The sequence below is a fragment of the Streptomyces sp. NPDC020731 genome (assembly GCF_044334705.1).
In the GTDB taxonomy this organism is placed as follows: domain Bacteria; phylum Actinomycetota; class Actinomycetes; order Streptomycetales; family Streptomycetaceae; genus Streptomyces.
Window position 1 is genome coordinate 212,402 of sequence record NZ_JBIRTN010000011.1, and the last position, 13,098, is coordinate 225,499.

General features: G+C 72.9%; 10 protein-coding genes. 6 read left to right on the forward strand and 4 right to left on the reverse strand.

Translation table 11 applies throughout. The features are described 5' to 3' along the window. Positions 1-30 precede the first annotated feature (30 nt). The gene (locus ACH4VX_RS19305; RefSeq protein ID WP_398368601.1) at positions 31-744 is read left to right on the forward strand and encodes a BTAD domain-containing putative transcriptional regulator; all 714 of its coding nucleotides are present in this window, start codon (positions 31-33) and stop codon (positions 742-744) included. Between the two features lie 9 nt (positions 745-753). Here the strand turns inward: ACH4VX_RS19305 and ACH4VX_RS19310 are convergent, their stop codons facing one another. After that, a complete protein-coding gene (locus tag ACH4VX_RS19310) occupies positions 754-1,803 on the reverse strand; it encodes an LLM class flavin-dependent oxidoreductase (RefSeq protein WP_398368602.1) in 1,050 nt (349 codons plus the stop codon). A 246-nt stretch (positions 1,804-2,049) separates the two neighbouring features. Here ACH4VX_RS19310 and ACH4VX_RS19315 point away from each other — a divergent pair, with 246 nt between their 5' ends. Both ACH4VX_RS19315 and ACH4VX_RS19320 read left to right on the forward strand, forming a co-directional pair. After that, positions 2,050-3,336, forward strand: a complete 1,287-nt coding sequence (locus ACH4VX_RS19315) for a DegT/DnrJ/EryC1/StrS family aminotransferase (protein WP_398368603.1) — start codon at positions 2,050-2,052, stop codon at positions 3,334-3,336. Beyond that, entirely contained in the window at positions 3,323-3,529 is a 207-nt protein-coding gene (locus ACH4VX_RS19320) for a 4-oxalocrotonate tautomerase family protein (RefSeq protein ID WP_040905972.1), read from the forward strand. The genes ACH4VX_RS19315 and ACH4VX_RS19320 overlap by 14 nt, the downstream gene beginning before the upstream one ends. A 65-nt stretch (positions 3,530-3,594) precedes the next feature. Here ACH4VX_RS19320 and ACH4VX_RS19325 read toward each other — a convergent pair whose 3' ends face one another. Further along, entirely contained in the window at positions 3,595-5,340 is a 1,746-nt protein-coding gene (locus ACH4VX_RS19325; protein ID WP_398368604.1) for an ABC transporter ATP-binding protein, read from the reverse strand. Then, the gene (locus ACH4VX_RS19330) at positions 5,340-7,157 is read right to left on the reverse strand and encodes an ABC transporter ATP-binding protein (RefSeq protein WP_398368605.1); all 1,818 of its coding nucleotides are present in this window, start codon (positions 7,155-7,157) and stop codon (positions 5,340-5,342) included. The genes ACH4VX_RS19325 and ACH4VX_RS19330 overlap by 1 nt, the downstream gene beginning before the upstream one ends. Before the next feature lie 173 nt (positions 7,158-7,330). Here ACH4VX_RS19330 and ACH4VX_RS19335 point away from each other — a divergent pair, with 173 nt between their 5' ends. Then, a complete protein-coding gene (locus ACH4VX_RS19335) occupies positions 7,331-8,059 on the forward strand; it encodes a TetR/AcrR family transcriptional regulator (RefSeq protein ID WP_398368606.1) in 729 nt (242 codons plus the stop codon). A 658-nt stretch (positions 8,060-8,717) separates the two neighbouring features. Here the strand turns inward: ACH4VX_RS19335 and ACH4VX_RS19340 are convergent. Beyond that, positions 8,718-10,025, reverse strand: a complete 1,308-nt coding sequence (locus tag ACH4VX_RS19340) for a phenylacetate--CoA ligase family protein (protein ID WP_398368607.1) — start codon at positions 10,023-10,025, stop codon at positions 8,718-8,720. 242 nt (positions 10,026-10,267) lie between these two features. Here ACH4VX_RS19340 and ACH4VX_RS19345 point away from each other — a divergent pair, with 242 nt between their 5' ends. Together ACH4VX_RS19345 and ACH4VX_RS19350 are read left to right on the forward strand one after the other, a co-directional pair. Further along, a complete protein-coding gene (locus ACH4VX_RS19345) occupies positions 10,268-11,347 on the forward strand; it encodes a ketoacyl-ACP synthase III family protein (protein WP_398368608.1) in 1,080 nt (359 codons plus the stop codon). Next, positions 11,347-13,026: a (2,3-dihydroxybenzoyl)adenylate synthase gene (locus tag ACH4VX_RS19350; protein ID WP_398368609.1), complete on the forward strand. Its 1,680-nt coding sequence runs from the start codon at positions 11,347-11,349 to the stop codon at positions 13,024-13,026. Before ACH4VX_RS19345 ends, ACH4VX_RS19350 begins: the two co-directional genes overlap by 1 nt. Positions 13,027-13,098 lie beyond the last annotated feature (72 nt).

The window sequence follows — 13,098 nt, forward strand, 5'->3', positions numbered from 1 at the left end:
GAGCAGGGGTGTGCGACCGCGGAGGTGCAGATGCAGTTTCGAGTGCTGGGCGTCCCCGAGGTCCACGACGACGTCGCGGACCGGTGGGTGCCCCTGACCAGTCCCAAACAGCGGCAGCTCCTGGGGGCGCTGCTGGTCCGGCCCGGGGTGCCGGTCCCCACGGACCGGCTGATCGAGGAGCTGTGGAGCGGGGGCGCGCCCGGCAAGGCGGTGAACGCCCTGCAGGCCCACGCGTCGCGGCTGCGGCAGCTGCTGATCGAGGCGGAGCCGTCGCGGGCCAACACCCCGCGGCTGGTCGCCCGTGACACGGGCTACGTGCTGGAGGCGCGCCCCGAGGAGCTGGACAGCGCCCGGTTCCGGCTGGGGGTGGCGAGGGCCGGGGCGCTCCTGGGGAGCGACCCGCGCACCGCCTGCGCGCTGCTGAAGGAGGCGCTGGGCCTGTGGCGGGGGCCGGCGATGGCCGGCAGCACCAGCGGTCCGCTGTGCGCCGGGGCGGCGGCGGAGCTGGAGGAGGAGCGGCTGACCGTCCAGAAACTGCTGTACGACACCCACCTGCGCCTCGGCCTCCATCACCAGGCCGTCCCCGAGCTGCGCAGCCTGGTTCCCGTCACGCCGGGGGACCGTGGCGAGCTGGTGCGGCTGCGGGCCCGGGTCGACGAACTCGTCGACGAGCAGCGGCTGTTGCGCTCCCAGGTCGAGGAGCTGTCCCTGCTCCTGGGCTCCGGGGCGCTCAGCCGCCGCTGACGACCGGCCTCACTCCGTGAAGGAGGGGGCCACCTCCTGGGCGAACAGTTCCATGGCCCGGGCGGCGCGGCCGTAGGCGAGGCCGCCGGGGTTGAACTGCAGGCTGACCGTCAGGTCGGCGCCGAACTCCTCGCGTGTCCGCTCCAGTTGCGCGCGCACCTGGTCCACGTCACCGGCGTACACCTTGTTCGCCGCGAGGGACGCCGCGAAGTCGTAGTTCCTGGCCTTCTCCAGGAATTTCTCGTAACCCGGGTAATCGGCTCGGTTCCCCTTCGCGAGCGGCTCCACCGCATGCGTCATGTGGTCGATGTAGGAACGCTCGTAGAATTCGCCGGTCCGGCGGGCCTCTGCGGCGTCGTCCGCCAGATAGCAGGTGTATTTGATCTGAATGCGGCGGGCGGCCGGATCGTGGCCCGCCTCGTCCCAGGCGGCCCGGTACTTCTGCAGCATTCCGGAAAGCTGCTCGGCGCTGGTGACCGACGGCACCACCTGGAGGTGGTGGCCGGCCGTACCGGCGGCCGCGCACGACTCCGCGCTCGTCGCGGAGGCGATGAAGACCGGCGGGTGGGGGGCCTGGTACGGCCGGGGCAGCAGGGTGACGGGCCCGAAGCGGTGGAAGCGGCCCTCGAAGACGACGTCCTCCTCGCTCCACAGCCGTACGCACGCCGCGACGCCCTCGTCGAACCGGGCGCGGCTCTCGTCCATGGGGACGCCGAACGCCTCGAACTCCGTGGGCAGGAAGCCGCGGCCGAAGCCGACGTCGAGCCGGCCGTGCGAGAGGTGGTCGAGCATGGCCAGCTTGCCCGCCAGCTTGACGGGGTGGGTGAACGCCGGGACGACCGCGCCCGTCGTGATGCGGATGCGGCTGGTGCGGGCGGCCATCGCGGTCAGCAGGGTGACCGGGTCGGGGCAGTAGCCGCCGTACCCGGTGAAGTAGTGCTCCACGGTCTGGACGTGTTCGTAGTCCAGCGCCTCCGCGAGCTCCACGAGGCGGAGGGTCTCGTCGTAGTAGGCGGTGGCGCTCTTCTGCGCGGGATCGATCACCGGAAAGAAATTCACGCCGAATTTCATGAACGCTTCGCCCCTCGTGTCGGCTGGGTGTACGGCCCTCTCGTGCGGTCCGCTCCGAATCATGAGCGGGGACTTCCCGGGGGAGCAAGCTTTCTCCGGAAGATTGACGTCCTGTCAAACTCGTGTCAGCTCCGCCGACTTGCTTCCTCCACGGGCCCGTCACAAACGTAGAGTCATTTGCGTCGCCCATGTCGGCGACGGGAAAACAATCCCCGAATCTGCCGGAGGGTACTTATGCGCGGGGCCTACAAAGTTCCGTACGCGAGTCGCGGAAGCATCCTCGGTGCGACGGAGGCGGCGGCTCTGGGACAGCTGCTCGCATCCGGCGAGTCACTGTCCATGGGTTCCTGGAGGGAGCGGTTCGAGCGGCGTTTCAGCGAGTACGCCGGCACCCGGTACGCGCTGAGCGTCACCAGCGGCACCGTCGCCCTGGAACTCGCCGTCCACCTGCTCGACCTGGCGCCGGGTGACGAGGTCGTCGTCACCCCGCAGACCTTCCAGGCGACCGTGCAGCCTCTGCTCGACCGACAGGTCCGGGTGCGGTTCTGCGACATCGACCGGGAGTCGCTGAACATGGACCCGGCCTCGCTGAAGAGCCTCATCACGGACCGGACCCGGGCCATCCTGCTGGTCCACTACGGCGGCTGGCCCGCCGAGATGGACGAGATCGTGACCATGGCCAGGGAGCGTGGCATCCTCGTCGTCGAGGACTGCGCCCACGCGCTCGGCGCCCGCTACGACGGCCGGCGCCCCGGATCGCTCGGCGACATCGGCTGCTTCAGCTTCCACGCCTCGAAGAACATCACCACGCTCGGCGAGGGCGGCATGCTCACCTTCGACCGGGACGACTGGGCGGAGCGGATCGACCGGCTGCGCTCGAACGAGGTCGACGGGGTGTTCGTCGCCGGCGACACGTCGCCGCTGGACGCGCCGGAGCTGCTGCCCTGGATGAAGTACTCGTCGTCGGTGTACCGGGACGCCTGCCTGGGCGTGCGCCGCAGTGGTACCAACGCGACGCTGTCGGAGGCCGCCTGTGTGGTGGGACTGCACCAGCTCGACCGGCTGGAGGACCTCGTCGACCGGCGGCGCGCCATCGCGGCCCGGCTGAACGCGGTGGTGGACCGGCATCCGCACGCCCGGGCCGATCGTCCCCGGCCGGGTGTGCACCACGCCCAGCATCTGTACACCTGCTTCGTGTCGGGCCCTCCCGGCACCCGTGAGGCGCTGGTGCGCGGACTCGACGCGCGGGGCGTCGAGGTGCAGCTCCGCTACTTCCCGCTGCACCTGCTGCCGGAGTGGCGCTCCCGCGGGCACGGGCCCGGCGAGTGCCCGGTGGCCGAGGAGCTGTGGTTCACCGAGCACGTCAACCTGCCCTGCCATCCGGGGCTGAGCGACGAGCAGGTGGACCACCTGGCCGAGGCGCTGGACGCGGCCCTGGAGGACGCGCGCACCGTGATCGAGAACGCCGAGAGCCGTACGACCGTACCGAGCATCAAGGAGACCTCGCATGCCGCTCATTGACGTCAAGCTCTACGAGGGCCGCCTGGACGGCGCCACCGAGACCGAGCTGATCGCCCGGATCACCGACGCGGTCGCCGAGGTGTTCGGCGACTCCGCTCGCGCGGCGACCTGGGTCGTCCTGCAGGAGGTGCCCGCCACCCGCTGGGGCATCGCCGGCGTACCGGGGAAGCCGCCGCTCTCGGCGCGGGGGTGAGCTCCGGGAGCGGCGGCCACACCGATCCCCCGGCGGGTCCGCGAGAGCGGCCCGCCGGGGGATTCTCAGTTGGCCACGGGTGTCTTCTCCAGGCGCCAGCCGCGGCTGCGGCTGCGCTCGGCCCAGAAGTCGGCGTACCGGCCGTCCTGGACGATGAGCTCGTCGTGCGTGCCGCGCTGGACGATGTGGCCACCGTCGAGCACCAGGATCTGGTCGGCGGCCCGTACCGTCTGCAGCCGGTGGGCGATCACCAGCAGGGTGCGGTCGCGGGTGAGTTCCGACAGGGCGTCCTGGACGGCTCGTTCGTTCGCCGGGTCCAGGGACGACGTGGCCTCGTCCAGCAGGACGATCGGCGCGTCCTTGAGCAGCGCCCGGGCGATGGAGATGCGCTGCCGCTCACCGCCGGACAGCCCCGCGCCGCCCGCCCCGACCTGCGCGGACCAGCCGCCCGGCAGCCGCTCGGCGATCTCGTCGACCCGTGCCTGCGCGGCGGCCCGGCGCACCTCGGCGTCGGTGGCGTCGGGCCGGCCGGCCCTGATGTTGTCCTCGATGGTGCCCTCGAACAGGTAGACGTCCTGGAACACCACGGAGATCCGGGACATCAGGTCCTCGGCCGACAGGTCACGGACGTCCGCGCCACCCACGCGCACGGCACCCCCGTGCACGTCCCAGAAGCGGGCGATCAGGCGCGCGATCGTCGTCTTGCCGGAACCGGACGGCCCGATCAGCGCGGTCATCGTGCGCTCGGGGATGCGGAAGCCGACACCGTCCAGCACCTTGCGGCCGTCGTCGTACGAGAACTCCACCGCGTCGAACTCGATGTCGGCGCCGGCCGGACGGGCCGGGTGCTCCGGCTCGGGCAGCGGCTTCTCGTCCAGCAGCCGCTGCACCCGGCCGAGTGCCGCGCTCGTCGAGCGCAGCGCGGAGCCGAGGTTGGCGGCCTCCGCCATCGGCTCCACGAACCGCGCGGCGAGCACCAGCAGCGCCAGCAGCTCGGGCACGTCGAGCGAGCCGCCGAGGGCGAGGTAGGTGCCGTACACCAGGATCACCGTGAACGCCGCCTGCACCGTGAGCGTGAAGCCGACCTGGCCGGGGACCCCGGCCACCATGACCTGACGTCCGGCGTCCCGCTGGGCGGACAGCGCCTCGTCGAGCCGGTTGCCGCCGGCCGACCTGGAGCCGGGGAAGGCACGCAGCACCGGCTGCACCTCGGCGTACTCGATGACCCGGTTGGCCCCCTCCGTCATGGTCTCGGCGCGCAGCCGGTCGGCGGCGGCGGTCCGGTTGGTGCTCCACCGCAGGACCAGCGCGATGAACGGGGCCGTGCAGGTCGCGGCGAGCGCGAGCCGCCAGTCGAACAGGTACATCAGCACCACCACCGCGGCCGGCGTGAGCAGCCCGCTGATCAGCGGGCGGAACAGATAGCCGGGGACGCGCATGATGCCCATCACGGACTGGGTGGTGAGATTGCTCAGCTCTCCGGTCCGGGTGGGGCCGAACCAGCCGAGGGGCAGCGTGGAGACGTGGTCGCCGATGCGGTGGTGCAGGACCCGGGAGAGCGCGGCGCCCGCCTGGAACCCGGCCTTGGTGGCCAGGTAGTGGACCGCGGACTGCGCCACGGCCGCGGCGGCCAGCGCCCACACCCAGGGCCAGGCCTGATCGGGTTCGTCGCCCAGCAGCCGCTCGAGCACCGGCACGATCAGGACGAACGTCACCGCCTGCAGGACCGCTCCGAGGACCTGGAGGGCGAGTACGTTCCGCAGCAGCCGCCGCTCGGCGGGGCCGACCACGGCCATCAGTTGACGGATCATCAGACGGCCTCCTCGACCGCGGGACGGTCGGCGACGGCTGCGCGGACCGTGGTGTCGTCGGCGGACCCCTCCGTACTGCCGGGCCGCCAGGTGGTGCTGTGCTCGTGGGCCCGCCACATCCCCGCGTAGGTGCCCCGCAGGGCCAGCAGTTCGGTGTGGGTGCCCCGCTCCACCACGCGCCCGCCGTCGAGGACGACGATCTGGTCGGCGTCCTTCACCGTGGACAGGCGGTGCGCGATGACCAGCAGGGTGCGGCCGCGGGTGAGCTCCGACAGGGCGTCCTGGACGGCCGCCTCGGACTCGGGGTCCGCGTACGCGGTGGCCTCGTCCAGGACGAGGACGGGGGTGTCGGCGAGCATGGCCCGGGCGATGGAGAGGCGCTGGGCCTCGCCGCCGGAGAACCGGGCGTCCTCACCGACCACGGAGTCGTAACCGCGCGGCAGTTCCGTGATCCGGTCGTGGATACGGGCGCTCCGTGCGGCCTGTGCGAGTTCCTCGTCGGTGGCGTCCGGCCGGGCGATCAGCAGGTTGGCGCGGACGGTGTCGCGCAGCAGCCGTACGTCCTGGAAGACGAAGGACATCCGGCGGTAGACCTCCTCGGGGGCGAGGTCGCGCAGGTCCGTGCCGCCGACGCGGATGGTGCCCTCCTCCGGGTCCCAGAAGCGCGGCAGCAGCGACGCCAGCGTGCTCTTGCCCGCGCCCGAGGGACCCACCAGAGCGGTGGTCGTCCCCGGTGCCAGGGTCAGGTCGACGCCGTCCAGGACGCGGTGCTCGCCGTCGTGGGAGAAGCCGACGGCCTCGAAGGTCACCGCTCCGGGGCCGGCCTTCGCCGGGTGCACGGGCAGGGGCAGCTCGGGGGTGGCCAGCACCTCGGCGATGCGGTCCGCGGCGGCCTTCGCGGCCCGGACCTCCTCCTCGGCGAAGCTGATCGTCAGCACCGGTGTGGTGATGCCCACGGCGAGCAGCGCGAACGGGATCAGGTCCTCGGGGGCGGTGCGTCCCGCGGTGATCAGGGCCGTGCCGCCGAGCATGACGGTGAACAGCATCGTGGGTGCCGAGAGCACGATCTCGGACAGCGCCCTGGGCGCGACCAACGAGTCGACCCAGCCGCGGAAGAACGCGGCGAACCGGTCCGCCGCGTCGGTGTAGCGGCGGTGGGCGCGCCGGGTCTGGCCGAAGGTCTTCACCACGGCGATGCCCTGGACGAACTCCACGGCCGCGCCGTTGATGTCGGTCATGGCGGCGTCCAGGGCGGGCAGGTTCTTCTTGAACGCCGCGCCGGTGCGGCCGAACAGGCCGATGCCGAGGACCAGCGGGATCAGTGTGATCAGCGCCAGGCGCCAGTCCACCCAGAACAGGTAGGCGAGCGTCGACAGCGGCACGATCACCGCGGCCGTCAGCTCCAGCAGCGAGTGCGCGACCAGGTGGTGCAGCGCGTGCACGTCGTCCTGCACGGCCTTCTTCACCGCGCCTCCGCCGCGCCCCGAGAACCAGCCCAGCGGGACCCTGTCGAGCCGGCCGATCAGCAGCCGGCGGACGGACAGCTGGAGGTCGTTCTCGGCGAGGTGGCTGACGACGCTCGCGGTCACCAGGAACAGCAGCCGCACGAGGAGGCAGGCGCCCGCGAGTGCGGTGACGGTCCAGGCGCGGTCACGGTCCACCGGGCCGTCCGCGAGCAGCACCCGGGCCAGTTCGGCGACGGCGACGAACGGGGCGATGTTGAGTAGGGCGGCGACTGCCTGGCAGAGCACCGCCAGAGCCAGCCGCCTGCGGACGGGCTGCAGTAATGACGGAAGCGCGGCGGGTTCCGCGGCCATCGTCGTCCTCCAAGGAGAGGTCGGGAGAGATACAGGGCGTTACTACCCACTGGGTAATACTAGATGCTACTACCCACTGGGTAATAAACTCCGACCACCATACGATGGACCGGGCGGGCCGGGTCAAGAAGCACCGGACCACCGGACACAGAGGAGTGGATACATTGCGTGCCATGCCCAGTTCACCCGCACCCGGTGGCCGGGGCCGGCGGCCCGTCGACCGGCCGCCGATCACGCCCACGGGCATCGTCGACGCGGCGCTCCGGCTCACCGAGACGGACGGGCTCGACGCCTGGTCCACCCGGCAGCTCGCCGCCGCGCTGGAGGTCTGGCCGCGTGCCGTCTACCACCACGTCGGGGACCGCGACGCGGTGGCGGACGCCGTCGCCGACCGGGTGGTGAGCATGATTCCGCTGCCGCCGCAGGAGCTTGCGTGGCGGGAGTGGTTCAGCACGCTGCTGCTGGAAGGGCGGCCGTTGCTGCGGCGGTACCGGGGGGTGGCCCGGCGGCTGGTGCGGATCGGGCCGATCATCCCGTCGGCGCTGACGATGATGGACCGGGGGATCCTGGTGCTGCAGCAGGCGGGGTTCGCCGGGGGGGCGACGGCGGCGTACCGGTACCTCACGAACTCCGCGTTCACGCTGGTGATGGTGGAGGACGACCGGGCGGAGAACCTGCCGGAGGCGCGGGTACGGCTGGCGGGAGCGCTGGCGGCGCACCGTGACGATCCGGAGCGGCGCGGGCTGGCGGCCGTCGGTGCGGCCGTCACCAGCCGGGGCACCGACGATCCGGAGGCGATCGCGGCACTGGAGGACGACTTCTACGCCTACACGGTGGAGCGCTCCCTGGACGGCGTGGCCGCGGTCCTGGGCCGCCCGGACCGCGGCGGCCTGCCCGGCTGAGGCGGGGGCACGGGTCTGTGTCCGCGACGGCCTCGTGCGGGTCCAGTGGGGCGGGCGCCCGATGCCTGCGGCGCCCGCGCGGGTCCGGTGGGGGCACGGGTCTGTGTCCGCGACGGCCTCGTGCGGGTCCGGTGAGGGCGGGCGCCTGATGCCTGCGGCGCCCGCACAGCTCCGGTGAGGGCGGACGCCCGATGCCTGCGGCGCCCGCACAGCTTCGGTGAGGGCTGGGGCAGCGCCTGCGGCCGGTGGGTGGGTCGGGGCCGTGTCGGGGGTGTCCGTCCTCGGACCGGCGCGGATCACGTCTCCCGGAGGGGGTGCGGGGCGCGGACGCGCCGGCCACTGCGGGCGGCCACCCCCGCCCCGTCCCCTCCGCGCCGTACGCGGCCATGCCCGCTGCCACCGGCCCGCGATCCGCGGGCAGCCGCTCCCGCACGCCACCGCCCCGCGGGCAGCCGCTGCCGCGTGCCTCCGCCACCGCGGGCAGTCGTGCCTCCCCCAGGGCAATGGGGGTCCCCCGCTCGAGCGAAGCCGAGAGTGGGGGATCCCCTCCGGGGGAGGCACCCCGCGGGCGCCGGGCCGCGCGAACACCCCCGGCCCACACCGACACGGAGCACCCCCCCCCAAGGCACGCGGAGCGCCCCGTGAAGGACCGGCCCGGTCAGTAGTACAGCAGGGCCTGGTCCCAGTTCTCCTCGGGGCCGAACAGGCCCCGGGGCTTCAGCGCGTCCGGGTTGGCGGTGAGGACGTCCGTCGGGACCAGCTTGCCCGGGGGCAGGGCCTCCACCCGGCAGGGAACGGCGAGTTCGCGGGCCACGGACTCGGTGAGCCGTCGCTCCACCGCCGCCGCCCGCTCCTCGCGCGCCTCCACCTGGATGTGCAGCAGGTCGCGGTCCGCCCGGGCACGCCAGAACAGGACACCGTCCGCCGCCGGCAGCCCGAACACCAGGTCCTCCACCTGCTGCTGGTCCACCGTCCCCGTACCCACCGGCCACGCGAACCCGCCCCGGCCGAGCACCCGCACCACGGGCAGCCGCCAGCCGCAGGCGCAGTCCGCGTACTCCACCTCCACCTCGTCGTCGAGGTTGTACCGCAGCAGCGGCATGGCCTCGCGGTACAGCGGAGTCACCACCAGCCGCCCGCGTCCCTCCTCGGACAGCTTCCCGCTCTCCGGGTCCAGGACCTCGCACAGCACCCGGTCCGCCCACAGGTGCAGCCGGCCCTCGGGGCACTGCCCGGCCAGCGTGCCCGTCTCCGTCGAGCCGTACTCCTCCACGACCGGAGCGTTCCACAGGGCGCCGATGCGCGCCCGACGGGCCGGGGACAGCGGCTCGCCCCCCACGAACAGGGCCCGCAGGGAGGGGAAGTCGGTCGTCGGGTCCAGGCCCGCCGCCCGGGCCGCCGCGGCCCACAGCAGGGTCTCCGTGGGGTTGGACCACGTCAGCGTGACGCCCAGGCGGTGCAGCAGCCGTACCGTCCGGGCCGCGGGCGTGGCCGCCGAGCGGCTGTCGGCGGGGACCACGGTCGCCCCCTTCGACCGGGCCGCGGCCTGCGCCAGATGGCCCGTGATCATGAGTGCGTACGGCGTGCGGACCAGGAAGACGTCGCTCGGCTCGATGCCGACCCACTTGCGGGCGTAGCGCTCCGCGAGGTCCGCCCAGTCGTTCTGCGTGTAGTACGACGCGGTCGGCTGTCCCGCCGAGCCGCTCGACTCGTGGTAGGTCGCCAGTTCCGTACGGTTCACCGCGAGCAGCCCGAACGGGTAGGCGTCACGCAGGTCCTGCTTGCTCGTCGGCTCCAGGGAACGCAGGTCGGCCGGGGTGGCGGGGGCCGAGCGGCCGGTGTGGCGGGACCGGTAGAAGGGGGAGCGGGCGGCGCGGGCGAGGAGCGGCGGCAACTGCCGTTCCTGGAGCCCGCGCAGCTCCTCGATGCTCTTCCAGTCGCCGATCTCCGGCCTGGTCACTGTCATGGCGGATGCCTCCTAGGGACGTCGCCCACGCCTGTCGGCCCAGCACAGCAGCCGCGGGCCGGCTCCTCGTGAGTGCGCGCCACTCATCCGCCCGCGCCACGGCCGTACGCCCGCGCGGGCGTTGCCCGGGGCGTGGGGCGCGTGAAGCTGAGTGACTGCTACTCAGGTGGCCGCCCGTCCCGGGGTGTTGTGCTGGCCGCGATCCACCGTGTGCACACAGAGCCAAGACGAGAGGGGCCGGGGTGAAGGTCGAGGACATCCATCTGTCGGGCGTGGGCTGCTACGTTCCCGAGCTCGTGCCGACCGAGCTGGCGGTCAAGGAAGGCCGCCTCGACGCCGGGGTCCGGGAGGCGTCGGGCATCGAGTCCGTCGCCGTCGAGGACACCGTACCGGCGCCGGACATGGCGATCCGCGCCGCGCGGACGGCGCTGGCACGATCGGGGCAGGAACCCGACGACTTCGCCGCGCTGCTGCACAGCAGCGCCTACCACCAGGGGCCCGACGGCTGGTCGGCCCCGCACTACGTACTGCTGAACACCCTGAACCGGCCCATCCCGGCGATGGAGATCCGGCAGGGCTGCCTCGGCATGGTGGCCGGCCTGGAGGCCGCGGCCTGCCGGCTGTCCCTGGACCGGTACACCGGGGGTGAGGGCGGGGACAGCGTCCTGCTCACCACGGGGGACAACTTCTCCACCCCGATGGTCGACCGGTGGACCTCCTCCAAGCTGTTCCTGTTCGGGGACGCCGGCTCGTCGCTGGTGGTGTCGCGGCGGCCGGGCTTCGCCCGGGTGCTCGCCGTCGGCTCGCTGTCGGACCCGCAGATGGAGGCGCTGCACCGGGGCGGTGAGGCGCTGCTGCCGCCGAGCGTCACCGCGGGCATCCCGCTCGACTTCGACTCCCGCGTGCAGTACTGGCGCAAGCAGTGGGCGTCCGGGGTGAAGCCGCCCATCGGGCACTTCGGCGACCAGGTCGCGGCGATCGCCGAACGCACCGCCGCCGAGGCCGGTGTCGCGCTGTCCGACATCCGCCGCTTCTGCCACGTCGGCTTCAACGAGGACCCGCTGCTGACCATGTTCCTGGAGCCGCTCGGTGTGAGCCTCGAGCAGGGCACCTGGGACATCTGCCGGCGGATCGGCCACACCGGGGTCAGTGACTTCGTCATCTCCCTGGAACGGCTGTGGCTGGACGGCGAGGTCGGCCCCGGTGACCACGTGATGCTCATCGGCGCGGCCACCGGCATGGAGGCCGGGTGCGCCGTCCTGGAGATCACCGCTGAGCCGACGGCCGAGCAGCGCTCGGTGACGTCGGGCAAGGAGGCGTGATGCTGGAGCACTGCGTTCCCTGGCCGGCCGACCGGGCCGAGCGCTACCGCCGGGACGGGTACTGGCGCGGCGAGAGCCTGGTGCGGCTGCTCGCCGACGCCGCGCGCACCCACGGGCCGAAGACCGCCCTGGTGGGCGCGGGGCGGCGGATCGGTTACGCCGAGCTGGAGCAGGAGGTGCGGCGGCTCGCCGCCGGTTTCCGGGACCGTGGCATCGGGGACGGCGACCGGGTCGTGGTCCAGCTGCCGAACACGCCGGACTTCGTCCGGGTGTGCTTCGCCCTGTTCACCATCGGGGCCCGGCCCGTCTTCTCGCTGCCCGCGCACCGGGACGTGGAGATCCGCCATCTGTGCGAGCTGTCCGGCGCGGTCGGCTACGTGAGCCCGGGCCTGCTGCGGGGCTTCGACCACGCCGCCCTCGCCCGCCGCATCCGGAGCGAGGTGCCCACGCTGCGGCACCTGTTCGTGTGCGGCGACGACCCGTCCGGTACGGCGGACGACCCCGTCGTGCCGCTGTCCGAGGTGGACGGCGACCCGGAGACGGGCGATCCGTTCCCGGTGCTGGATCCGTCGGACGTGGCGTTCTTCCTGCTGTCCGGCGGGACCACCGCGCTGCCCAAGCTGATCCCGCGCACCCACGACGACTACACCTACCAGGTGCGGGCCGCCGGTTCGGCGACCGCGCTGACCGAGCGGGACGTGTACCTCGCGACACTGCCCGTGGCGTTCAACTTCACCTGGGGCTGCCCCGGCGTCGTGGGCACGCTGCGGGCCGGCGGCACGGTGGTGTTCGCGGAGGACCCGACGCCGGAGACCTGCTTCCCGCTCATCGCGGCCGAACGGGTGACCGTCACCTCCGTGGTGCCGAGCGTCGTACAGCTGTGGCTCGAGGGCGCCGAGTGGCTCACCGACGACCTGTCGAGTCTGCGTACGGTGCAGATCGGCAGCGCCAAGCTGCACCGCAACATCGCCGAGCAGATCGAGCCGACGTTCGACTGCCGCCTCCAGCAGGTCTTCGGGATGGCGGAGGGGCTGTGCACCTTCACCCGGGACGACGACCCGGCGGAGACGGTGCTCGCCACCCAGGGGCGGCCGATCTCGCCCGCGGACGAGATCCGGATCGTGGACGAGGAGGGCAAGGAGCTGCCTGCCGGTGAGATCGGCGAACTCCTCGCCCGCGGCCCGTACACCCTCCAGGGCTACTACCGCGCGCCCGAGCACAACGCCCGCGCCTTCACCGACGACGGCTTCTACCGCAGCGGCGACCTGGCCCGGCTGACCGACAACGGCGACCTCGTGATCGAGGGCCGGATCAAGGACGTCATCATCCGCGGCGGCGACAAGGTGTCCGCGGCCGAGGTCGAGGGGCACCTCCAGGCGCTGGAGGGGGTGGCCCGGGCGGCGGTCGTTCCGGTGCCCGACGACTTCCTGGGCGAGCGCACCTGCGCCTGTCTGGTCCGGGCCGAGGGCGCCGAGGAGATGCTGCTGCCGGAGCTGAAGCGTGCCATGCAGGCCCGCGGGCTCGCCGAGTACAAGCTGCCCGACCGGCTCGTGTACCTCGAGGAACTGCCCCTCACCGGTCTCGGCAAGACGGACAAGAAGGCGCTGGCCGCGCTGCTCCGCGGCGAGACCCCGGCCGAGGCGGGGGCGTTCGTGCCCGCCCGCGACCGTACGGGCTGAGTGCCGCCCACGCGTTCGTGTCCGCCCGTGACCGCACGGGCCGGCCACGTCCGCCGCGCCCTGCCATCCCAC